Source organism: Natrinema hispanicum (assembly GCF_004217335.1).
Classification (GTDB): domain Archaea; phylum Halobacteriota; class Halobacteria; order Halobacteriales; family Natrialbaceae; genus Natrinema; species Natrinema hispanicum.
In genome coordinates this window covers 48,526-71,132 of sequence record NZ_SHMP01000002.1, presented here as the reverse complement: position 1 = coordinate 71,132, position 22,607 = coordinate 48,526, and the positions used below count along the sequence as shown (strand labels likewise).

At 54.9% G+C, this 22,607-nt stretch carries 15 protein-coding genes and 2 pseudogenes; 1 reads left to right on the top strand and 16 read right to left on the bottom strand.

The window, feature by feature from the left end:
- The 15 genes and pseudogenes from BDK88_RS00615 to BDK88_RS00540 all read right to left on the bottom strand — a co-directional run.
- Nucleotides 1-223: pseudogene (locus tag BDK88_RS00615) on the bottom strand (DNA-binding protein); the annotation flags it as partial.
- 858 nt (nt 224-1,081) lie between these two features.
- Nucleotides 1,082-1,424 (bottom strand): annotated as a pseudogene (locus tag BDK88_RS22275) (type II toxin-antitoxin system PemK/MazF family toxin).
- Nucleotides 1,421-1,780, bottom strand: coding sequence for a MarR family transcriptional regulator (locus tag BDK88_RS00600; protein ID WP_130498696.1), 360 nt, complete (start codon nt 1,778-1,780; stop codon nt 1,421-1,423). The pseudogene BDK88_RS22275 and the gene BDK88_RS00600 overlap by 4 nt, the downstream one beginning before the upstream one ends.
- 91 nt (nt 1,781-1,871) lie before the next feature.
- Nucleotides 1,872-2,201 (bottom strand): DUF7558 family protein, encoded by a 330-nt coding sequence (locus BDK88_RS00595; protein WP_130498691.1) that lies wholly within the window; start codon nt 2,199-2,201, stop codon nt 1,872-1,874.
- A gap of 2 nt (nt 2,202-2,203) precedes the next feature.
- Entirely contained in the window at nt 2,204-2,491 is a 288-nt protein-coding gene (locus tag BDK88_RS00590; RefSeq protein ID WP_130498690.1) for a hypothetical protein, read from the bottom strand.
- A gap of 157 nt (nt 2,492-2,648) precedes the next feature.
- Nucleotides 2,649-3,077, bottom strand: coding sequence for a hypothetical protein (locus BDK88_RS00585; protein ID WP_242611591.1), 429 nt, complete (start codon nt 3,075-3,077; stop codon nt 2,649-2,651).
- Between the two features lie 499 nt (nt 3,078-3,576).
- Complete coding sequence (locus BDK88_RS00580; protein ID WP_130498689.1) at nt 3,577-4,839, bottom strand: phage NrS-1 polymerase family protein; 1,263 nt, start codon at nt 4,837-4,839, stop codon at nt 3,577-3,579.
- 356 nt (nt 4,840-5,195) lie between these two features.
- On the bottom strand, nt 5,196-8,210 hold the full coding sequence (locus tag BDK88_RS00575; protein WP_207225239.1) for a type IV secretory system conjugative DNA transfer family protein: 3,015 nt from the start codon (nt 8,208-8,210) through the stop codon (nt 5,196-5,198).
- The gene (locus BDK88_RS00570; protein ID WP_130498688.1) at nt 8,200-9,348 is read right to left on the bottom strand and encodes a hypothetical protein; all 1,149 of its coding nucleotides are present in this window, start codon (nt 9,346-9,348) and stop codon (nt 8,200-8,202) included. The genes BDK88_RS00575 and BDK88_RS00570 overlap by 11 nt, the downstream gene beginning before the upstream one ends.
- Nucleotides 9,341-12,658, bottom strand: coding sequence for a VirB4 family type IV secretion system protein (locus BDK88_RS00565; protein WP_130498687.1), 3,318 nt, complete (start codon nt 12,656-12,658; stop codon nt 9,341-9,343). The genes BDK88_RS00570 and BDK88_RS00565 overlap by 8 nt, the downstream gene beginning before the upstream one ends.
- A gap of 5 nt (nt 12,659-12,663) precedes the next feature.
- Nucleotides 12,664-13,875, bottom strand: a complete 1,212-nt coding sequence (locus tag BDK88_RS00560) for a hypothetical protein (RefSeq protein ID WP_130498686.1) — start codon at nt 13,873-13,875, stop codon at nt 12,664-12,666.
- Nucleotides 13,876-14,745 (bottom strand): hypothetical protein, encoded by an 870-nt coding sequence (locus BDK88_RS00555; RefSeq protein WP_242611587.1) that lies wholly within the window; start codon nt 14,743-14,745, stop codon nt 13,876-13,878.
- Nucleotides 14,742-16,496 carry a hypothetical protein gene (locus BDK88_RS00550; protein ID WP_130498685.1) on the bottom strand — a complete coding sequence of 585 codons (1,755 nt, stop codon included), beginning with the start codon at nt 16,494-16,496 and terminating at the stop codon, nt 14,742-14,744. Before BDK88_RS00550 ends, BDK88_RS00555 begins: the two co-directional genes overlap by 4 nt.
- Before the next feature lie 31 nt (nt 16,497-16,527).
- Complete coding sequence (locus tag BDK88_RS22270) at nt 16,528-16,983, bottom strand: pilin (protein WP_130498684.1); 456 nt, start codon at nt 16,981-16,983, stop codon at nt 16,528-16,530.
- 371 nt (nt 16,984-17,354) lie between these two features.
- Nucleotides 17,355-18,347: a transposase gene (locus BDK88_RS00540; RefSeq protein ID WP_130498683.1), complete on the bottom strand. Its 993-nt coding sequence runs from the start codon at nt 18,345-18,347 to the stop codon at nt 17,355-17,357.
- 210 nt (nt 18,348-18,557) lie between these two features.
- On the opposite strand from BDK88_RS00540, the gene BDK88_RS00535 reads away from it, so the two are divergent.
- On the top strand, nt 18,558-19,373 hold the full coding sequence (locus tag BDK88_RS00535; protein WP_130498682.1) for an IS5 family transposase: 816 nt from the start codon (nt 18,558-18,560) through the stop codon (nt 19,371-19,373).
- Nucleotides 19,374-19,667: 294 nt separating this feature from the next.
- Here the strand turns inward: BDK88_RS00535 and BDK88_RS00530 are convergent, their stop codons facing one another.
- Entirely contained in the window at nt 19,668-22,433 is a 2,766-nt protein-coding gene (locus BDK88_RS00530; RefSeq protein ID WP_130498681.1) for a restriction endonuclease, read from the bottom strand.
- Between the last annotated feature and the right edge of the window lie 174 nt (nt 22,434-22,607).

The following is a 22,607-nucleotide window of genomic DNA, read 5'->3' as shown; positions in this document are numbered from 1 at the left end:
GTTCGAGGGTCGCGCCGTGAATCCGGTCATCGCTCGTATCGACGATCCCGTCTGGGTGGTTCGCATCCACCTTTGCTTGGACCTCTTGCTCGACTGTTGCCTCGAATTCCGGCGTCTCGTCGACGACCGGGAAGCCGTCTTCATTGACTGCCTGCTCATCCGCCTGTTTGAGTGCCTGTTCATCGACCGTAACGACCTTGCTACTCGAGTTGTTACTAGACATTGGAACACACCTGTTCCGAAGGCGCTCACGCGCCTGCCACCGCGATGCTAGGACATCGCGGTTTTCCGACGACGCCGACCGACTAGATCCATCTGCGCGCTCGCGCTCGCGCCTTCGCGAGCGCCCATCTGGGCGCGAGCGAGAGCGCGCCTGAAGGCGGTGTTCCAACCAGCACCGCGCGGCGACCCGCCCGAAGCGAGCGGCCAGCTTTAAGCCGTTTCTCGTGTCCGGCCCGGACTGCGGGTCCGTGTCCAGCGCGACTGTCGTCGAGAACGCGCGCCGCGGTGTGGCGCGCGACAGCGCAGGCGGCACCAAGCGCTGGAACGCGAAAGCCCGCGAGGGGCGCAACCGAAAACGCGCTTAATGCTGACGCCGAGACCAGATTCACTTTAGCCCGGAACGGTGAGCGACGCTAGGAGCGAACCGCAGCCCGGAATGGTCGGTCGCGAGCGACGCGGAGGGCGGCACGCGGCGAGCGGGGCGGGCCGAATACCAAGAGCAGGGCAACCAACGCAACAGCATCCCGATTAGTCCACGTGGGTGGGGCTGAAAGGGGCTGGCGTGCTCGAGGAACCCCGACGATGCAAGCACCGCAACCTGTGAGGAGCGCAGCGAGGCGCGGGACTCGAGCGCGCCAGGGGCTTTCAAAGAATACTCCTGCTGTATCGTATTTTGCTCTCTGAGAACCAGAGTCGCAGTCATCCTGACACAAACTCCATCGAGCGCCGCTCCGCCAAAGTCTGCAGCAGTGGTTCGAAACGGTACACGGTTGCTGAGGATAGCCTTATAGATCGCGTCAACGAACGGTACTCGAGGTTGCCAGTTCCGCTCTTGCACGTCACACGGCCGCTTGGCCAGTTAGTCTTCGTGAGGTGGCTCGAGATAGGTTTCGAGTGCATCGACGACGGTCTGGACGAACGATTCCTCGAGACGACCTTGCCGTCGAACGATAGCGGCGTGTTTCGGTGACGCAACTACCCACGGCGAGGCGTAACTCTGGCGAGGCATCCCGCCCTCAACCCAGTCGGCGTCATCGAGTGGAATCCTCCTCATCGTGCGGTGTTGTGGTCAGCGTGACCGTCATGTACTCCTCGTCACCGAACGGATGGCGATCGTTGTTTAAGATCAGCCACGGTCGCGGGTTCTCACCTGATTTGAACGGGTCCGGACCCCAGACGACATCACCGCGCTGGTAGCTCATTCAGTATCCTCGTCGTCGACAGCGTGTTCCAGCCACTCGTCCATGTCTTCCTCACCGAAGCGGCCGTTCGCGGTCCGCGTGCTCTCGACCATATTCGCGTAGGCAGCGACGTCGTCGGCCTCTCCAAGCGCCCAGTAGTTGCCTTTGTGGCGCACGAGTCCGCGATCTTCGAGACGCGAGAGGACGACGCTGATACTCCCTGCTTTCACGCCGGTCGCATCACGAATTTCGCTCTGGGTGAATGCCTGATCAGGATTGGCAGCGAGGAACTGCATTACGCGATCGGCGTTCGTCTCCCCGTTGTGCTGGAGTCGATCCTCGGGCGAGGATTCGAACGTCTCAATGTCGATGGGTATATGTATTTCTTTGTCTGCGAGTGTATTAGCTGTATCGTCGTATTTTTCTAGGTGAGGCAATCGGAGGACGACCGCCACGGTGCGGAGTCAGCTACTGATCGATCATATGCTCCTCGAGATCACGTGTCCAGTAGGTAGCTGGCCCACCGGGACTACATCGCGCACACAGCTGTAGCGAGCCCTCGAGATTGCTGAGTTCGACGCGGAATCGCGTGAGGGCTGCAAGCGCGTCGACGACGAGCCCACAGCCGTCGCAGGCGTGGTGATCGCTCTTATCCGGGTCTGGCCGTATCTGGATGGCACAGTCGACGCAGATCAGGTGACTGACTCGCTCGTCTTTCCCCCAAGTGTATGCAGTGCCAGTTTCCGTTCCGGGTGGTCCCTCACAGAACGAACACCCCGCGAGTGTCTGCTGTGTCACGACTACTCCCCCATGACGTCATCTCGAGCAGCCGTCCAGCCTTGATGGAAGACAGCAAGCTGGGTGCTCGAGTCAAAGATGGTCCCGCTTGGCTCATGGACGAACACCCGCTTGCCAGGGACCGGCGTCACCACACCGTTATCGATGAGTTCAGTAACGAGCTGTCGGGCAGTTGTCTCGCCGAGATCTGTGGTCACGACGCGAGTTGCATCCTGATCACGGGCAACGAGTCTGGCCTCAAGCCGGCTGTAATCGTCTGCAGTGTCGTCAATCGGATTTGGATCAGTCATTGTCAATCACATGGCGGCTCACTGTTGAACGCGCCTCATGCCTCACGGCGCCGATAAACTCGCTGCTGGAAGTACAATCAAGTCGAAGACATTGCGTGATGTGTATGGAGTCAGTGATCAATATTCAACAGCGGGCTCGAGTACCGACGGCTGGAGATTACCTCTTGCTGGTCCGTCGACCTGTTCGCAGTTGCCACGTTGGCTTCACCTGGAACGTATCTGATTCCTCAACAGGATGGGGATGACTCTGATTCGTCGCCAATGACGCGGGCCGTGCGAGGCGGTTGATCAGTTCATCACGCACGTCCTGCCGAGACATCGTCTGTTCGTGCCAGCCGAGCCGTTCGTCGTAATGACGCTTCCTAAAGAGCTGGCCGGTCGTCTCGGCGGCGATGTACTGAGTTCGTTTGACTCCCCAGACGTTCGACGATCGATACTCGGCACCGACATCTGCATGTGTGAGTTCGACGAGAACACACTCGACGAACGAAATGAGTGACTCTCGACTCCGGTCGTTCGGAACGCGCAACTCGAGTCCGGACCAGGGTGGTTCAGTGGGCTGTCGGTGGGTTGGTGCTCGATCGATACCACGGTCCCGTGGGTGCTGTCACTCAGAAGTCATTCGCTATCTCGAGGCAGTTCGATCGCCCCACACCCCTCCCGGGGACGAAAAACACGAGATCACAGTCGCGACGGTATCGGTAGATCGTTGCTCTCTTTATTCTGAACGGCTCACGAAACCAGCGATCAGTACAGATGAACTACTTATCGGTCGTTTTACCAGCCACGAACAACTAGGGTGTGATAAGAAATGAACCGGACTGATTTGATGGTGGCGGCACTGATCCTACTCCTATTAGCAGTCTTTCTGATAGGGACCATCCTAGCCGGTTTGACTGCCGGATTGTGGTGAGTGGCTACCGAACTACACGTATAGTTGGTTTTAGCTGCTGAGTCCATATCCAACTATCAGCTGTGTGGGAACATCCATTTTAACAAGAAGAAGAGGTGAGGTGAGTAAGAAGACAGATTTACCGAGTCAAGCGCCTTGCTCTAAATTGAAGAAACGATCCTCCCAACGATTGTTATTTCGAGCTATCGCCGAATAATCGTCCCCACAGAGAGGCTGTCTCTGAAGCGGTATCACAGTCAGATGTCGTCTCGGCTTGTTCTTCTCGAGTCTGCTCGATCTCTCGGTCACGCTCTGCAAGTTCGGTTTTGAGATCCTCGATCGTTGCCTCGAGTTGCTCGATACGCTCAGTTTTCTGTTCGAGCGTGGCCTCGAGTTCGGCGACACGGTCAGTCAACAGTCGATTCTTCTCGACCAGATACGCACGGTTCCTATTCCGTCCCGATTTGTCACGGGTGGCAGCGGTCGACGACTCGCTCGTTCTGGGTGCAGATTCGGTTGCCGTCTCTCGAGTGTCCGGATCGTAGAACTCGGAGGTACTCGAAACCGCTCGCTCGATAGTCTTCTCGCCGTACGTAGAGCCGTCTGCGTAGTGGACTTCATCCCACTTGTCTCGGAGCAGTCCCGATTGGCGGAAGAGCTGGTCCATCTGCTGGTGGTCACCGCCAGTCCAGAACGCCAGCAAACAACACAGCGCCATGTCCGCCTCTGACTGACTCTCATAACCGGCGGTCGAGCCACGCCACAACCGCTCGAACTTCTCACCGTTCGATGCATTCTGCGCTCGCTCGAGCAGTTCCTCGTCCTCGAGGTCGACGTTGGTATCGGCGGCACTGCCCGTCGTTTCCGTCTCGTCCCTACTGCGACGGTTCCCAGGTTTGTGCTCTGAATCGGATTCAGAGTTTTGGACGTACTCACGATGGATCGCTACCAGCGCGTCCTGCCGACGTGCAACGCGAGCTGGCGTGTCCCCAAGGCAGTCACCAGTCACGGTGAAAAACCGGGCAGTGTCGTACAGTTCGATACTGCCACGGCGGTTCCGCCCATCTGGGAGTTCTCCCTCAATGAGTACATGGAACCCAGTACCCGAGGGAGAGATCTCCGTATAGGAATCGAGTCGCTCGATGATGTCCAGTGCTGTGCCGTCAACGTCGCCGCTTTCGGGATCCCGACAGTCATCCAGATCCACGCCGACGATGGGATCGTCGTCGGTAAAGACGAAGCCGATGCCATCGGCATTCCCTGTGTCAGCGTACTCGAGGGCTGTCTCGAACGACGCCCATGTTTCGGGATCCGTCGATGACGCGAACGCACCACTCCCTGGCGTCACTGGTATCTTCGTCGGCTTCCCATCTCGAGGTTCTTCTTTCCAGCAGACCCACTGGTCGCGCTCACGTAGTTCCTCGGGGAGTACCGAGACAGCGCTCTCAGACATCATCGATCGACCTCGTAATATGCGTCCAGTTGGACATCGTGCATCCACTATCACGATGCTGACAAACATACCGAAATTCAGTGGGCTGTTCGCTACCCTGTCCAACGGGGGCTACCCCTTCTATACTAGTTGGTTTTGACCCTCGATTTGCCATGAACATCGCTTCCGTCCTGCGGTTTTGCCCTGAACATTTTTCAAATTCTTGACCTGAACAATTAATTTGCCCTGAACAAATAGTGGTGTAAACCGGAGATTGGCGTGTAAATGGCCTGATAGGCGGAGATCGTAATACTAGTGCTAGTGCAGAGGTATCCGGTGTTTTATTCTCTTGAGATACAGACATAGTTATGATATAAGTCTCATTCAAGGAGCTTTGATCCATCGCTGGTCAGGTCGATTCCAGTGTAGACTGTTACCAGATTATCGCCGTCTCTGATACGGTCATCTTCATACTCAACGACGTTCGCAAGCTTCCGACCGAACCAGCTCGCATTTGTCCCATCAATGTCCTGCTGATCAGTCCATCTCGAGTACGCCTGAAACAATTCCTCCTTCGGTATCTGCACACCATCTGCTTCTCTGATGTACATCGCTGCGAACGCCTCGATGCCATCACTCTCTGGTTCGATCTGTACAGATTGCTCTCCTGAGGAGCATGCTTCTGCCGGCTGGGACGGCTCCACAGCCTTGGAGTGTTCAGCAGAAGATGCATCTGGCCATAGCTCCTCGTTGTCTGGCGATTCAGACAGCTCGTACGTGTCGCCCTGCTGGAAGAGCAGGGGACTCCCGTCTGTCGGGTGTATCAGGATGAGATAGCTCTCACGCGAATAGTTTGCGTCTGGCAGGTCAACGTCGGGAAGGAACGGCCGTTTGATCGGCGTCCACTCTGTCTCGAACTCACTTTTGGAGTCGTAAGTCAGTGTCTCACCGGGTTGGTGGACGGTGTACTGACCGGACTGATGATCATAACTGTAGTAGGCCGGCACATCATCTTTCGAGATCGGACCATCATCCGGCACACGGGTAAACTCTGTCTCACCATCAGACAGCACACGCTCTCCGTTGTCGCGTACCCAGACAGTCCGATTTGCATCCGTCGTCTGTGGACGAACCGCAGTGACGCCACCATGAGCTGTCGCGCCACCACCGAAGGTCACAATCTCATCACAGTTGTAGAACTGCTCAGTGCCATCCGATCGTTCGTGCAGTGGCTTTGAAAGGATATTCTCGACTCGTGATGCCACCTGTGTCTCAGATTCTCCAGGTCGAACAACGAAGATCGGAATGCGGTCTTCCTCGTGAGCGCGTTTGAGATTCTGCAAAACCTTCGCTGGGCGGTCGGGCGTTGTTGTCTCAGCCTCGATGTTAAACACCACATCGTGATCTGGGTGCGTGGCAACTGCGTCAGGTTGCTCACTCCCATCCTGCTCGAGGATCTCGACACTGAACCCGCGTTCAGTGAGCGCTACCTCAGTATCCAGAAGCACTGCGTCGTGGCTGGTTCCACCAGCTGAGCCAACAGTGCCCGTCTTGGGCCGGACCAACTCTTCACCCTCGTCGGTGAGCCGAGCGACGATCTCATCGTTCTGCAGGTCGACCTCGATCAACCGCGAGGCATCGCGCACGTCCGGCAGGTCTTCGTATGCATAGTCAATCTCGGGCTCGGTTTTCTCGAGGCGAGCCACGAGTTCCTCGTCAACAGCCGTGACCTCGACCCAGCCATTTGCCTCTCGTACACCCTCTCGAATTTGGACTGTGCGGAGAGCTTCTGCCATGGTCTCGTCCAGTATCTTCGTCGGATTGGCAGCCTCATTGGCATCGCTGTAGATGAGGTTCTGAAGGATCTCTGCGTCCGTTAGCGGGTCAGTTCCGTAGCGCTCTAAACTCTGTTCGATGATATCATCGACAGTCTCAGTCGACCGAAGCGGTGGATACGGCGGGAACGAGTTGATGAGGACCGGCTCAGAATAGCGCCCACCCTCGAGCGGAAGTTTCGTCCAGGCCTTGTACTGATCAGTCGAGATCAAATCCTCCGCCGTGTAACCCTGAAACCGCTTCATCAGCAGTTGGGCGTCGTCGACGTCGTTGACTGAGAAGGCAAGAAGGTTATCACAGTTGTTCTGCATCGCTTTCAGCGTATCCTCATCAAACTGCGAGGGGTACTGGGAAGCGAGCGTTACCGATAGTCGCATCGAGCGAGCACGGGCCAGCATCGACTCGACATCGAGATTGTCGCTAGCAATGTCGTCGAACTCGTCACACAGGACAAAATAGGGGTCTGGATCGGTATCGCGTTCGTACGACCGGTGCTGAATGGCACTCCAGAGGTTGCGCATCACACCGAGCGTGACCATCTTCTTGATATCTGTATTCTCGACGGGCGTTCGAACGATAACGATCCGATCGTTGTCGATGATGTCTCGGAAATCGATCGTACTCTCACGATGGGCAATGATCCGACGAATCACCGAATTCTCAACCCATGACTTGATCCGTTTCAGGAGGGGACGGATCGTCTCCTCCTCCATATTCGCAATCTCGAGGCAGAACTCCCTGATGTAGGGGTCCTCGACATCGAGAGCGAAGTCTTCGCGCCGCTCGGCGTTGAGCAACGTGAAGTACATATCGATGATCGAGAACGGCTTCTCCGATTTCATCATTGCCCGGGCCATCGACTCAGTGATCGCCTCCATGTTGATACCCCAGTAGTCAGAGGTGTCGAAGACCGCTTTCAGGTTCTCGACTCGGTTTTCGATCTCGTTCTCGAGTTCTTCGGTCGTCTCGCACTCGGGCACCTCGAGGAAGTTCATCCCGATCGTCTTCTCATGGGTGGTCGAACCAGGCTCAATCCAGACCACGTCCTCGAGTCGATGTTCAGGGAGTTTGCGCAGGAGCTCTCGGGAGTCTCGGCCTTTCGGATCGAAGTACGTGAAGCCATAGCCGGAGTAGGCCCACTGGACCATCATATTCAGTAGCGCTGTAGTTTTCCCGTAGCCAGTGGTGCCCGTAATCCAGATATGGCGGAAAAGCGAGTCAAAGCGAAGCGGGACTTCACGGAAGCCTCGCTGAGGATCCTTATCGTAGCCGATCCAGAGTGGTGCAGACGGTGTCTCGACACCTGCCTCGAACATCTCGCGGACAAATGGTCCTGCAACAGTGCCCTCCTGAGTCGTTTCAGTGATAGCTTGCTTACCACCGATGGAACTGGTCTTCTGTTCATCGATATCGTATGTCTCGCCGAGTTGGGATTGGGGAGCCGGTGGTGAATCGAGCGGAGAGTCACCGTCACCAGTAGCTTGTGTCGCTGGCTCGGTCTCCATGTCTTCTGTTGCCTCTTCGGATTTGCTACGGTCAAAGAATCGATCAAACACCATCGTGTCCTCTGTTAGTAACGTTGTGTTCAGTGGAAGCGCTGCTACTGGTGGACTGTTCGTATTGGCCGAGATCGGCAGGGGCGCGGTCACCACGTCGGGTATATCGCCAGTCGATATTCGGCGTCTCAATCTCTGCATTGGGGATATGTGCGACGCCGGCGAGTTCGTCGACGGTCATAATCATGTGTCGATCGATCCACTCGCGGTCACGCATTCGCTCAACGAACTGTCGAAGCCGCGTTGCGCGTTTGCTCTCTCGGCGATGCCAGACAGGCTTGTCGTCGAGGCCCTGCTCAGTGATTGCGTTGTAGTACTTCCTGAACATCCCCGCGACGCCACGAGCACGAGCCTCAGCCTCGTCTTGCTCGCTCGAGGCAGCAAGCACGCGAATGTTCACGTGGAACGCCTGCTGGCCACGTTGCCGTTCGATGGTTTTCGCAGCCTGTTTGTCCTTCTCGCTTGGCGGTCGCGTTCGGGGATTGAGCAAGCCGACGGATGTCCCTTGGCGAAGCGCGTGCGCGAGTTCGTCGACGCTATTGTGCTTGAACCGGTCGCCGTCAGTCCACGACTGTTTCGCAGGTCGAAACACGACCTGCGTAACGACGGTACTCTCATCGAGCGAGAGCATCTCGCTCGTAATCTCGCCGTAGGGATCCGTCTCGAAGCCCTCGCTGTTGTGATGACGAATCGGATAGTAGGGGATTTTCTCCATCTCGAGCCACGCGCCGGCAACGTACTCGTCAGCGTCGATAACGGGGAACGCATAGCCCTCCTCGACCGGGAAAACCTCACTGTTGGCGTAGTTGTTCCCAACACGCCGTCTGAACTTGTCGGCTGCTGCCTCAGTGGCAGCGTGCATGTAGAACTTGATCTTCCCTTCATCAAACCAGACCTCAAACGAGTGGTGGTCACTCGTATTCTTCCCACGGAAGTTCGTCGTCACATCGTGGACTGACTGGAGGACCCCGGCCCCGTCCGCGATACCGTTGTTCTCTTTGTATGGGCGGATCCGCAGCAGCGTTCCTGGCGTGTCCGCTTGCCGTTGGACGAACGAATCGTACTCTCCAAAGTCGAGTTGCGTCGCCTCGTACTGTGGCGACGAACCTATGATTGTCTTGATCTGATTAAACCTAGTCATGATCTTGGGTGTCAGACTCCGTTTCAGTCGTATCCTGTGCAGTAGCTGATTCTCCACCATCAGGCCGGACAGATGATTTCTCACTGTCTGTCTCGAGGGAGTGCTCGACGACTGCATCGAGAATTTCCTCTTTCGTGAGATCTGTCTCGAGAAGCCGACTGGCCGCATCTGCGCTGAGATCGAGACGGGTTGCAAGCGCGTTGCGCTGGGCTTCGTTCTCGACGAACTCTTCGAAGGCGAGCAACTCCGCTGGCTCGTCGCGAATCGCCTGCTCGATGAAGGCCTGGTCCTCGGGCTCGTAGTCGATAACCCGTTTCTCGAAGTCGTCAGCGACGATATGCAGCGGGTACGTTCCGTGTTCTTCGACGCGAACGAGTGCCTGACTATAGCCGAGATCTTCGTTCCCGGCATCGGCACCCCTGACGTACCGTCGCTGCTCTTCGGTTAGCCCGATTTTGTCCGCTGTCCGATCGTCTAGTTCGGGGAGTTTGTGGAGGACCTTGATCGGGCACATGCCGATGATCTTCTCCGCCTGCTCGGTCTCATAGAATTCCTGAGCGGTTTGGGAGAGCAGCACCATCCGAAGCCCTGCATGGCGTTGGTGCCGGAACGCTGTCTCGAGGAAATCAAGGTTGGCCTGGTCCTCGAAGAGGTAGTGGGCTTCGTCGATTGCGAGTTCGACGTTTCGCTGAGTGTTTTTCGCCTGCTGGTAGATCGTCGACAGCAACAGTTGCATCAGGAACGTCTGGCGATCGATCCCCGACGCGCTGCCTTCGATCTGACCGAGGTCGATATAGACGACCTTGTTGTCGCCCTCGAGGATATCGATCTCGGAGTGATGTGAGAGGTTTTCGTAGGAGCCCCCCTCACGGAATGGCTGGAACGCAATCGCGAGGTCATCTGCATACTGTACGGCACGCTCGCGAGCGGAGTCAGATTTCGCGATATTATGCTCGTCCGGATTCTCAGCGATATCACAGAGGATCCGATGGACGTCCTGCATCGTCGGTGAATTCGCCGACGTGTGCGTCGAGACGTCGTCTTCAATGATCCCTGCTTGCCGGTAGGCTTCATCGATGACGTACGAGAGGACGCCCGTCTCGGTTCCGAGTTCGATATCACGAGCGTTGAGGAAGTTCTCGAGGACGGCGTAGACCTCGTCTTTCTTCGCCGAAAGGGGAGAGATCCCGTCACCGGAATCAAGAACGTGCTGGGGCGTCTCGCGGATTTCGAGTGGGTTGAGCTTCGTATCGCCACCGACGGTGATCGTCTTTGCATTCAGTGCATCCGCGATCCCACGGAAGCCACCAACTGGATCGACGAGAACGAGCATCGTGTCGTTGCGGCGTTTCATCATCCGAAGGTGGCGCATGATGTCGCCGAACGTCTTCCCAGCACCCGGCATCCCGACGACGAGTTCACTGTGGCCCGTCTCGAGCGCCCATGGATTGATTCGGATTGGGGAACCGTTGTGGCCGTGATAGCCGTACTCGATACCCTCGTCCATCATTAGGTAGTTCGACGAGAACGGGAACATCGCGCCGACGGCTTGGTTCGTCAGCGTCGACATACGGTCACAGCCAAGTTCGTTCGCGCCAAGCGGCGACACTGTCGCGAGTCCACGTTCCTGCCAGCGACTTGCGACCTTGAGCGTACAGTTCGCTGGCGCATCCTTGATGATTGACCGCAGGCGCGTCGTCTGATTATCGAGTTCCTGTTGACTATTAGCGGCGAGGCGAATGAACACGCCACCGCGATAGAACGACGCTTTGTTCGCACGGACAAGCGACCGCATGTACTTCGCCTGATCAATGTCTTCCTGGAGGTCCTCGGATTTGAGACTGTTCGAGTCGTGCTGGTTGATCTTCAAATCCGAGATCCAGTCTGCCATCATATCCTGGGCCGACTGGCTGTCGAACGGATCGAGATGGATGCTGATGTCGGTCTGCAACTCCGTGTCGAGTAACAGCCGCTCGAGAAGGCCATCTGGCGGTTCCTCGGGGAATTGTTCGATCCAGAACGTGCGAACGTACGTCTCGTCGTTGATTACGGCGTAGGTCGTCTCCCAGTCGACCGTCGACGGCGCAATCACCGACTGGTGCATCGTCGACGTATCTGGTAACCGATCGTCAGTTCCGGTTGACGAGTCGTCGACAGCATCCTCGTCGATAGTGTCTTCACCACGATCGCTCGAGGCCGTATCTGACGGACTGTCGTGCTCGGCCATCGCATCGAGGACGTCATCGGGATCAGGCGTTGCTGGAACACCGTCGCTTATCCCGTGGGAGACGACCGGGAACGTCCCAAGTGCGTTCGTGATATCAGCGTACTCTTCGGGATGACACGTCCAGTATTCCTTCGTGATCCGAGCGAGATCGTAGGCATCGACAGGGCTGACTGAACACCGATAGAGCGACGACCCACCACGGCGGAGTTGTGTGAGTCGTGACTCGAGGTGTTCTTCTTTGAATTGCTCTCGCTCGGCGTCGGTCAGATCGTCGGTTTGGAACCGACTGAAGAGCCGTCCAACAGCAGGAAGGTCAGCAAGATAGGCGAGGACACTGTCGTCCGTTTTATCGAAGTGTTCGATATCCTCGTCGTTCACCGCGGTAATAAGGTAGTACTCGCGGATCGTGGTCGTCTCCGAGTCGATTTCGCCGTTGTCAGTCGTATTCGCTCCAACGTACTCCTCGAGCAGCCGTTTCAACACAGGACGTGAGCGAACGTCGGCGTCAGCGAGTCGATCCTGGTGGGCACGGATGGTCTCGTCGTCATCGACCTCGCGGCTAGTGACGTAGATCTTCACTGGAAAGTCGACAGTCGAGTTGGCGAACTCCGAGAGCGACTGGACAGCCTTCGCCCACGCATCATCATCCTCGAGGGCCATGTTCGCGGGCTCGACCTTCATCGCCCCAACGAGTGCGCCATCCGTTCGTTCGATCGCGTGTGGGTACACTCGCTGGAGGCGAGTCAGATACCGGACCTCGCTGTTGTCCTCGCCACCGTGCGTGTACTCCTTGTTTTTGATCGCCCAGCTAAGACGGGCAGCGAGCCACTCAGTCAGCCACAGATATCGGGGCTTGACCTTGTGGAGCAAGAACAGCAACGTCACGAGCATGAGCCCGAATCCTAGAACTGGGATCGTCAGTGCTGCTGGGACGAACGTCGCTGCAACGACCGTGACGAACGCCACTGCGAGAAACAACATGAGCTCGCCAATCGTGTAGCCCCGGAAGAAGGCCGTTGTGCCACCCAAGGACTGGTGGATCTTTCGCGCGGTATAGTCGTGGTCGGCAGAGTTCGTGCTCATCGAATTCACCACCGCGAAACCTTTTCTTTCGTGTTTTTGAGGCCACGCTTCGCTCGGGTCGATGCGTTCTGCGTCGCTTTGCGAGCGTCATCAGCGGCCTTATCGCGCATCCGTCCTGTCTTCGACTTCCGCAAGTTGTTGTAGCGGCCGGCGTGATCCTTCGTTGAGCGAGCCGAAGAGCCGAGCTTGTACGCTCTCGAGTCGCCACTGCCGAGTGTCGTCTGGCCACTTTTCGTGACGGAGCCAATCTGGTTATCTGCGTATCCACGGTGGACGTTTCGAGCACCACGGACCGCTTTTCCAGAAGTGCGCTTTGCCTTTGCAGCGCCAGCTTTAGCCGCTGCAGGATTCGTCGTAGATGCTCCTTTCTGGGCGATCGTCCGCATCGCTGGGCTACTCCAGTAGACCGTCATGGACATCGCAATAACTGCTGCAGGGATCAGCGTCAATCCAATAAACAGCGAGAAGAGCTCATTCTGGCCAAGCGTCTCAACACCACCAACTTCCCAGCCGATTCGGAAGAGTAGAGCTGCCGGAATTCCGGCAAGCACTAACCCAGGATAGATCCCGGCAACTCGACGGGCCATATTTGCTGCTGGAGTAAAGGGCCAGACATCAAGTGCCCAGATTACACCCAAAAGTGGCATAGTGACTGTCAGCACAAACACACCAACCCAACGGAGAGCAACGATGAATCCAGCAACGACTAAAAACAGGTTCGAGATGGCAACCATCGCAAGAATTGCAAATGTGCCTCCAAGAGTTGACTGAATAAGTCCTCCAAGTCCTGACGACATTTCTTCGATTGGAGCAATCGTCATTCCAATTGCATCGATAAACTGCAAGGGAAGAGATACTAATGGGAACCAAACGAATGTCCCCATAAACACAAGACCTAGCCGCCGCAGAAGGCGCTTGCGTCTATACTCACTCATTGAGCCAGAACGAATGCCGACGAAGGCGGCAGCAATGACAACCAGCATGATCGCCAGTGGCATAATATACGCCAAGTAAACATCTTGATACAAACTTGTCCAAGGTTCATCACTTGGTGTGCCAACGACGATATAACTCGAATCCGACATGGGCGCTGGAACACCCACAACCGGCCTCAACAGTGCCTCATAGATTTCGTTTATCAAACCGAGAAGTGCATTGGTAATTCTCTCGAGGACACTTTCAATCGCATTCTCGACTTCCTCTTGTAGCCAGCCCATCTAACTCTCACCCCCATCAGAGAGCGATTTGCCTTGACCCTCCTCGACAATTGAAAGATTACACGACTGGTCCCCTCCGTACTTGATTTGCTGTGTATACGATGGATTCTGTCCTACCTGAACGACAGCTGTCACTGTCATCGGTTCTGTTCCTAATTCGCTACAATCAAGCGACCCACCCGCACCACTCGTTTGGTAAATCTGACTAAACGAATAGACAGTCGTCTTACCAGGTGGCAGGCGTGTCTCATGGTAGTACGATACCGTATCATCCAACCCGAGCTTAGCAGCTGGAGCCCCCTTCCACCGAAGTTCAGTAAGTAATGAAGGGATCGTGCCTGTATTCTCAATAACGACTGCTGCATACTCATCCCAGACAGGCGAATTCTTGTCCCACTCCATGTCGGGGTTCTCTGCTGCCCACAGCACATCCGTAATCGTACACTCCGCCTCGAGCGTGAGTGTCGTCGTATCGACCTTCTCGTCTCCATCGAGAGCAACCAGTTCGTAGTCCCCAGTGGGCACACTGTCCTCATAGCGACCGAGAATTTCGAACGATGTCGTGGTCTCACCGGTCGCGAGGCGTTGTTGATCAAACAACTCGCCGTTCGGATCGATGAGGTTGATGAACTCTACTGACGCATCATCAGCAACCTCGATCTCGAGGGTTGTGTCACCTATCTCGACAGAAGTGAAGACGTCACTCCCTTCTGCACTAATCCCGTTGTCATCCGTACTATTACTGCTGTTTGATGGGTCTGTGGACGTGTCCGACGTACAGCCGGCAAGGGCGGCGGTACTCACACCAAGGCTAGCAAGGACTGCTCGGCGAGCGATACCACTGTCGTCTCGATTAGTATTTTCTGTCATGGGTGGTCTCGTAGTCCAAGGACCGCACCGCCAGTCAGGTAATCAAAGCCGTAGATAGCCAGAGCGACCGGGAGGAACCAGAGCAGCGTTACGAGGAACAGCTGGACAAGCTTCTGAAACTCGGGGTAGTTCGGGGGAACCGTCGCCCGATCCTCGGCTGCGGAGTACAGCTGGTCTGCACGCCACCAGTCTGCTGGAACGTACTGGCCATCGATGAACGACGACGGCCGCTTCTCGAGTTCAAGCACAGCCATTCCGCTCGCGTTCAGCGCAGCCGATTGATTGCCGATGGCGACTCGCCCAGTCGTGACCGGATCGCCGGTCGTTGTCTCCGTGACGGTTACCTGAACGAGCGTTCCCGACGAGTTTGCCTCGAGAACCGTCAACTCGAGAGTGGTGTCACGAACGGTTCCGTTGTCGGTGACCGAAATCGTCTCTGACTGGCCACGAACGATTCCGTGGACAGTCACCTCGTCGAAGGTCGCTGCTGGAAGCGTTTCTGATCGGACAGCGATCGACGTCGCATTCGTATAGTTGTCAACCGTCGGAATGGCGATCTCACTCGAGAGGGACGGGCCAGCGTGTTTGTTCCCCCACGCCTCTTCGATCACTAACGGCGGCTCGGCATCGTCCGTTGCCTCGCTCGGCATATCCGGCCGTTTCTGCGTGGGGATAGCGTGGAGTTGTGCCGGACGAACGGACGAGTTCGTCCGAGTCGTCTCTGTTTCCGTCCGAGACACCATCGTCCGCCAGCCATCGACTCCCGCCGAATAGAACCGCCAGTTTCCACGCAAACGCGCATCACCGCCAACATCGATTGCAGACCACCGAGTTCCCGGATGGATAACAACACCAGTGTGAGTCGCATCGCTCTCGAACGTAACGCGCTTCGCACCGTTATCATCGATCTGTGCCACAACCGCGTGGCGTGAATCAGTTGCTGTTACCTGTTCTGTTGGATAGTCGACCTCTGTCTCCCACGAACCCTCACAGGAGCCGATCGTGCTATTGTAGTCAGTGCACGTCCGGGTTTCATGCCGAAGGCGAGCGGTAACTGTCGCTTCAACGGTCAGATTCTGCGCTCCCGACAGTCCCCGATACTGGAGCGTGGAGCGATGGCCACGATCAGCGTCAAGCACCCAACTATCTGTCTGTAGGACAACCGTGTCAACGGCAGTGTCAGCAATCGACCAGTGATGGCGGACCGAGCCGCTTGTGTCATCGTCTGGGACACGGACCCGGTAATCGGCTATCACAAGGACCTCGCCGTCTGGCGTGATGTACCGCGTCGAGGTGTTCCCCGAGTGCAGCACCGTCGACGGCTGGACTGCAACGATGCTCGTGTACGCATCCCGGATGTAGAACCCATCCTCGAGGTGTGCCCGTTCTGGATGGACAGAGGTTTTCTCACCACCAGGGTCAAAGTCTTGGAGATCACCGCTGTTCCACCTCTCGACGTCTTCGATTGGCTTCTCGAACGGGACGTCTGTCGACCCTGCAAGCCGGGTCGAAAACTCTGGTGCAGAGGAAACCGTCTCTTCGAACTCGTCACTCGAGCGGTTTTGCTGATCGAGGTCGTCCGACCATAACAGTGGGAACCGTGTCTCGTTCACGCCGTAATCTGGCCCATCCGCAGGAATCGCTGGACTCGAATTCGGCTCAGCAACAGCGACACCGACAGCCAAGAACACAGCGCCTCCGCTTGCGACAAGAAGCATGAGGGCGACGTCGATCACACGTGGCGTGGTCATTGGGCTTCAGGCAACCGCAAGCTCTGGTGGCTCAGAACGGTTTGACACAGTCTGAGAAGCCGAATCCCATCTGACTGCCAACCTTGTCAATCAGTTCGGGTGAGATCAGCGCAAGGACGATGATCCCGAACCCGATACCCGACATCACAAGTCTCTCTTTGGCCTGATTCTTCTTTTCGGGATTCCCACCAGCGCGCATGTACGAGAGGCCGGCTCGACCGACGTAGAACCCCGTTGCTGGAAGACCGAGACCAGCAACAGCTCCGAAGACGATGCCAATGCCAGTCTCGACACCGGTACCACAGTAGACATCACCCACATTCGACTGAGCAGCTACTGATCCAGAAGCGAGGGTGATGAAGGCCAGCCACACAGCGAGTGAGGTCGCTGCCGGCGCGACTCGTCTATACGCTTGTCGAACCTCAGCCAGCAAATCAAGACCTTCAGTCGACGCCTCTGACGACTTACGCGGTGAATTGGTATTCATTGGTGGAATGGTCTGCATGGAATGTTTCGAACAGCGCCTCGAGAGCTGCGAGAACAAGTCTCGTCGAAGGACGTCTGCTCGAGCAGTACGTCTTGGGACCTAGTAGGCGTACGTGGCCCGGGTCGCGGGAGGACTGATACTGCATCGATCAGTTTGCCCAAGCTACTCATAGTGTCTGCGTTCTCCATGGTTCATTTCTCGTTAGAGTTGAACACACAGAACACTTATTGAATATACTATATAAAAATTTCCGGTAGAACTTACTAATGGAGTTAGTTTTGATCCCTAAAATCCGCTATCATTCTCAAGAGATGCTGAGAAGGTGCGTATTTATCTATCTTAAATTAATAGAGCCTGTCATAGAATCCATCTCATAGCTTCTCACAGCCCGGATTGTTTCCTCGCTCGTAGTTGGTGATGGCCACGACGAGTCGGAGACACAGCGCAAGGAACACTTCTGTCCGTGCGTGGACGCGGCCTCGGGCGCGGACGTGCCCGAGGCCGCAGTCCTTGACTGCATCGTTGGTTCGTTCGACTCCTGTCCGGTTGTTGTACGTCTCCTCCAAGATGGACTGTTTCAGCTGCACGTCCTCGCTGTGTTCCTCGATTCGGTCTTCGACCCTGTACTCGATGTCTATCGGGTCGTCAGTGTTTCGCGGATTGTATGGAGCGATTGGCACGACCACCTGCTGGCCGCAGGGGTCGTGCCAATCGAGGATGTCGTAGGCGCTGTCTCCCAGCATCCAGACCGGTGTATCGACGGCGAGCGCGTCACGTGTGACGCGCATCGCCGTCTCCTGATCCGCTTGTTTGGCCTGTGTGAACTCCGCTGCTATCGGGATCTTTGAACCGGTTGAAACGATCGTACAGCCGAAGCCGTAGTAGTATTCTTCAGCTGTTGGATCGTAATTCCACGAGGCAGCGTCGTTGTGTTGGATCGCTTCAACGTGGGTCGAATCGATGGAGTACGTGGAGTCGAGCAGGCCGCGGGCAGCGGCCTGCTCGACGAGTCTGTCGAAGACATCGTCAATAACGTGTTCGAGGTCGGTGAGAAAGCGATCAACCGTATCTCTGGATGGCGGTTTGTCGAGTCCGCAGTAGTACCAGACAAGGCCGTTCTGAAGTTCTCGTGTAACCGGACGCGTGCCGTAGACATCCTCGTAGTAGCAGTGCAAAAAGCCGCGAAAGAGATCAGGTGGCTCGTGAACTCGTGTTCGCCCCCTCGAAGCGGGGGCGAACACGTCGTACTCCAGCAGAAACTCGAACTCAAGATGGTCGAACAGCGGTACCGTCTCGGTAGCCGCGACATTCAAGAAGTCGTCTACCGAAGCTACGTCTTGCAGGGCTGTGCTGGTGTTGGACACACTTCGCGCACCCTGCCGCTTCGTACGTGACGCTTTCTATGACAGGCTCTTAATAATCAAATGATATTATTTAAGCCAACCCACTGTGATTCAGAGTTGGTCTTTGGGCGATGGGTAGAAGGCTACGCATTGTTAGATGCTCCGTTGAACGCCGACGCCCTCTGCGGATTGTATCGCTGATTTCAGGGGATTTGGACGCCGTCTGGCGATATGGGACGTCTCAGGAACCTCGCACAGACGTTTCACGAGTTCGCCACGACCCACGTAGAAGAGCCAGACGTACCCGCCGTCGCCGACGGCGACGACGGGTACGACAAATCCACGAAGATTGCGTTGCTCTTGCTCAAAGAAGAAGTCAACAAGCCACTCCGACAGTTTGAGGACTATCTGAACGAGATGCCGAGAATCCTTGCTGTGTTCGGCCTTGAGAAATCACCTGATTACACGTCTTTCAGCGTATGGGACGGAGAATTCCCGATGAAAGAGTTGCGCCGCCTGCTCCGCCGATCAGCGGAGCAGGCGGGGCTCTCGGGAACTGCTTCGATCGATGCCAGCGGCTTCCAGCGAGATCAGGCTAGTTCGCACTACCGAAATCGTGTCGGCTACTCGTTCAATGCGATGAAAACAACGCTGCTCGTCGATACGGAGTCTCTTGCTATTATGGACGCTCATTTCACCACGAAGAAAGCCTATGACGGCCACATTGGGCTGCAGGTCTTTCGGCGCAACGCCGAAGACCTGCAGGCACTTCTGGCTGACAAGATGTACTCATGGAGCAATCTCCGGGAGGCCTGTCGTGAAGCGTCAACGCGACCAGTGATTAAACACTGTGAGCAAAACGCACTCAAGAAGGCTCACAACGCCAGAATTGACGACGAAGTCTACAATCAACGGTCAATGAGTGAGACCGTATTTGCGATGCTGAAGGACGACGGCGACGAGATCCGCTCCCGGAGCTGGCATGGCCAGTTCCGGGAGCTCACACGGAAGTGCATCGTCCATAACCTCGCGCAGGCGGCGAGTTAAGGCTCGCCGCCTGCTCCTCTTCTCCGGACGTATTCGAGAGAGGCATCGCCATCGTCCATCTCACACTTCGTGCAGCATCTTGTGAAACTGATGTTTTGATCACTGCACAAGTCGGCTGAAATCGAATCGTCCGATCTCAGAACCTACCGATAGAGCGTAGCTACCGGTGGAAAAGTGAATGTCAAAATTCCTATGGTGGCGCTGTCTTGCGTTCAACACTGCATTGTTAGAAGATGATTCAGCTTTTGAAAGAGAGTTGAGGGTTTTGATAACGCTAGCTCTGTGACTGGATTCTTAACTCTGTCGTCGACGTTTCCGGTACCGATTTTGGTTCCGTGAGCGCGTTTGCACCGGTGGAGCAAGACTTGATTGGGAAAGCATCTTGAGGAGATCACGCCCATTCACAAGTTCTAGACGGCTCCCATAATCCTGACCCGCCTGCTGAGCGGTTCCTGTGAAGCTACTAGAACAAACAACGACTGCTTTGTCAGCACCTATTTGTTCTCGGACACCAGCAGTTTGTTGGATCGTCGGCCGGCCAACCTTATTACCAGGAGAGTACTGCTTGACTTGGATTGCCAGTGTTTTGGCACCTCCGTGTGCCATTACGTCGATTCCGCCATCGCTACCTTTTTGCGTCACTCGGGTTCGGTATCCCATATCTGCATAGAGATCGGCAACTAGGTACTCAAACTCAGTGGGCGAATACGTGTGTAGGTGTGCCGTCTCCCAGATACCTCGGCTGAGGTTTCTAACAGTACTTCGCACTTGCTTTATTTGCTCTGCAGACGGGTTTCGGAGCCCGTCTTGAATCCACTGTTTGATGTCACGTGCTGTAAGATCGCTCTGAGAGAAATCAATACTCCTTCGATCGTTCTCTGCTTGTTTCGCATAATTTAAAGTAGTATTGATAGATGTTAGGTCTTTTCGCGCAGAACTGTATTGGGCAGCATTGGTAGTGAGAGAAGTTTGGATATTCTCTTTGACAGTCGTTAGGTCATACTGGACGAGAACATCCTGGGCGGACACATATGTATTGAGCGCATTAAGAGCGGTTTCACAATACATTGTGAGTGATGAGTCCACGCTCGTCGTCGGTGACTGTATCTTCTCAAGTAATGACTCTAATGAACTGAGATCGAAGGATTCGATGCAGGAATTCTGTGTGACAATTATATAATTGTTAGTGAGTTCGAGTGCACGGCGACATCGTTCCATGCTCTCCTCTAGTCCAATCATATCCTCATTGAGGTGTTTCTCAAACTGAGTTTTCCATTCTTGGGTTCCTATATAATCCTCATGCTCCTGTAATTTATTCGAGAGTTCGACAATCTTATCGTGGTGCTCGATAATTTGATTAAGTGAATTGATGAGCTGACTGTAATCGTTAGTTTTCGGCACTACTTCATTGAGCGGCAGACCTAAACGATGCTGTGAAAGTCTGTCGTTTCCTACTTTAGCTTGCTGAATGAGTTTATTAGGTGAAATGCCCTCAAAAGAACCAGACTGGATAGGATAAAGATCTTCTACATCATCAAGAGTAGACTTGAGCGAGTGCTTTCGGTATCGAGCGGCTGCTGCTCGACTTCCACCATACGCCGCCCCCCCAGTGAGGAGAGCTGCAACCGCGTCGACTCCAGTTTTCTGTCTTTCCGCCTTCGTAATTTGTTCCATCGCATCGTCATATCTCTGATCTTCAATCGCTGTTTCGGCAAGAGACAACGCTTTTTTTCGACCAAAGAAATTCGCTACCGCCGAAGTGATGGACCCCACTCCAGTAGTTGATCGGGCATCGGAAAGGGCTGAGAGTGCTTTTCCGTACTGACCGATGTACGCAGAAACCTGGTTGTCTGATACCGTATAGAGTGTTCCTTCTTTATAGGCAATATATCCATTCCCCGAAGGGTGTGATGCGTCCCATACTGTGTCCCCTGTCTTCGCATCAAGTGCATAGAAGTCTCCACTGTATGCTCCTACGTACACTAATCCCCCATGGTGTTCAATTTCATAGGGCGAGATCTCAGGACGAGACCAGACTTCTTCTTCGGTATCAATGGCGATTGCTTGCAGATCATTTTTGGTACCAATATAAGCGTATTCAGAGCTGCAAGAGAAGTCTTCAACTTGAGGGCCTACAGGGATTTCCCAGTTGACCTCCCCTGTCTTGTAATTAATTCCTCGCAGAGCATCGTCTCGTGAGTGAGCGAGAACAACATCAGATCTCGCACCCTGAATATTCCAAACACCGAAATCAGGTGTTTCCCACTTCTTCTCGCCTGTCTCGAAATCCCGGGCGACGACACGGCCGCTTGTAACAGTGAATTCTTCATCCGTACTATAATAGCGGCCTTCGTAGTGAATCAAAGAATCGTCATACAGAAGGGGGTTCTCTATCATATCACCCTCAATGAACCATTTTCGATTCCCATCAGAATCGTAGAGTGAAAGTCGTCCATCACTGTAGACATAGTCATCCTCCCCACTGGTTCGAGAGCTAGCATTGCTCTCTATGACAGCAAATTTGTCACGAAGACTATTCGGCCTCGAAACAAAGTCCATGTCCGTTTCATATTCCCAAAGTGTCGACGTTGATTCTTCAGAGGCAGAGTAGGCTTTGAGGTGCGAAACCACAGATACAAGAAGGGTATTATCAACGACAGCTGGTGCTGTGACATAGTCTGCTGCTGTAGTGTCCCATTTTCGTGTCTGCTTCTCAAGATCATAGGCGACGATTTTTGCTGAATCAAAGACTGTAGCATCCAGCTTCAAGTACATCATGTCGTTAGTAATAGTACCCAGACTAACTGCTGGTGATTCTGTACTTACTGAGTTGCCAAATTCAGTATACCACTGTTTTTCGAGTGGGAGCCCAATTTCGTATTTTGACTCTTCTGAAGTCTGCTGCGCGCTTACCTTAGAAGCTGTTAGAGTGGCTGTAGTGAGGGCACTAATGTCCGTCAGGAGGTTTCGGCGAGACAGGGAGTGAGAAAAAAGTTGATTATCAACCATATCATTATTTGAATACTGTTCATAGGTTATTAACACCTTGGAAATTAGCATATTCTTCTTTGCTTAAAATCCATCTTAGCGTCGATATGGAAGGCGTTCAACCCTACGCTGAAAAGACAGCCTTCGAATGCCAACTGTATGGGACGTTCACCGAGTAGCCACAGAGCTACGGCGATATGGTGAAACCAAACGAATGTCAGGGTGTCAGAATGGCAATCCCAGCTT

What these genes read in the sequence shown, in the direction of transcription:
- BDK88_RS00590 (WP_130498690.1), bottom strand. Translation starts at nt 2,491, where the DNA reads ATGACTGATCCAAATCCGATTGACGACACTGCAGACGATTACAGCCGG.
- BDK88_RS00580 (WP_130498689.1), bottom strand. Translation starts at nt 4,839, where the DNA reads ATGATGTCTGAGAGCGCTGTCTCGGTACTCCCCGAGGAACTACGTGAG.
- BDK88_RS00575 (WP_207225239.1), bottom strand. Translation starts at nt 8,210, where the DNA reads ATGGTGTTTGATCGATTCTTTGACCGTAGCAAATCCGAAGAGGCAACA.
- BDK88_RS00570 (WP_130498688.1), bottom strand. Translation starts at nt 9,348, where the DNA reads ATGACTAGGTTTAATCAGATCAAGACAATCATAGGTTCGTCGCCACAG.
- BDK88_RS00565 (WP_130498687.1), bottom strand. Translation starts at nt 12,658, where the DNA reads ATGAGCACGAACTCTGCCGACCACGACTATACCGCGCGAAAGATCCAC.
- BDK88_RS00560 (WP_130498686.1), bottom strand. Translation starts at nt 13,875, where the DNA reads ATGGGCTGGCTACAAGAGGAAGTCGAGAATGCGATTGAAAGTGTCCTC.
- BDK88_RS00555 (WP_242611587.1), bottom strand. Translation starts at nt 14,745, where the DNA reads ATGACAGAAAATACTAATCGAGACGACAGTGGTATCGCTCGCCGAGCA.
- BDK88_RS00550 (WP_130498685.1), bottom strand. Translation starts at nt 16,496, where the DNA reads ATGACCACGCCACGTGTGATCGACGTCGCCCTCATGCTTCTTGTCGCA.
- BDK88_RS22270 (WP_130498684.1), bottom strand. Translation starts at nt 16,983, where the DNA reads ATGAATACCAATTCACCGCGTAAGTCGTCAGAGGCGTCGACTGAAGGT.
- BDK88_RS00535 (WP_130498682.1), top strand. Translation starts at nt 18,558, where the DNA reads ATGGGACGTCTCAGGAACCTCGCACAGACGTTTCACGAGTTCGCCACG.
- BDK88_RS00530 (WP_130498681.1), bottom strand. Translation starts at nt 22,433, where the DNA reads ATGCTAATTTCCAAGGTGTTAATAACCTATGAACAGTATTCAAATAAT.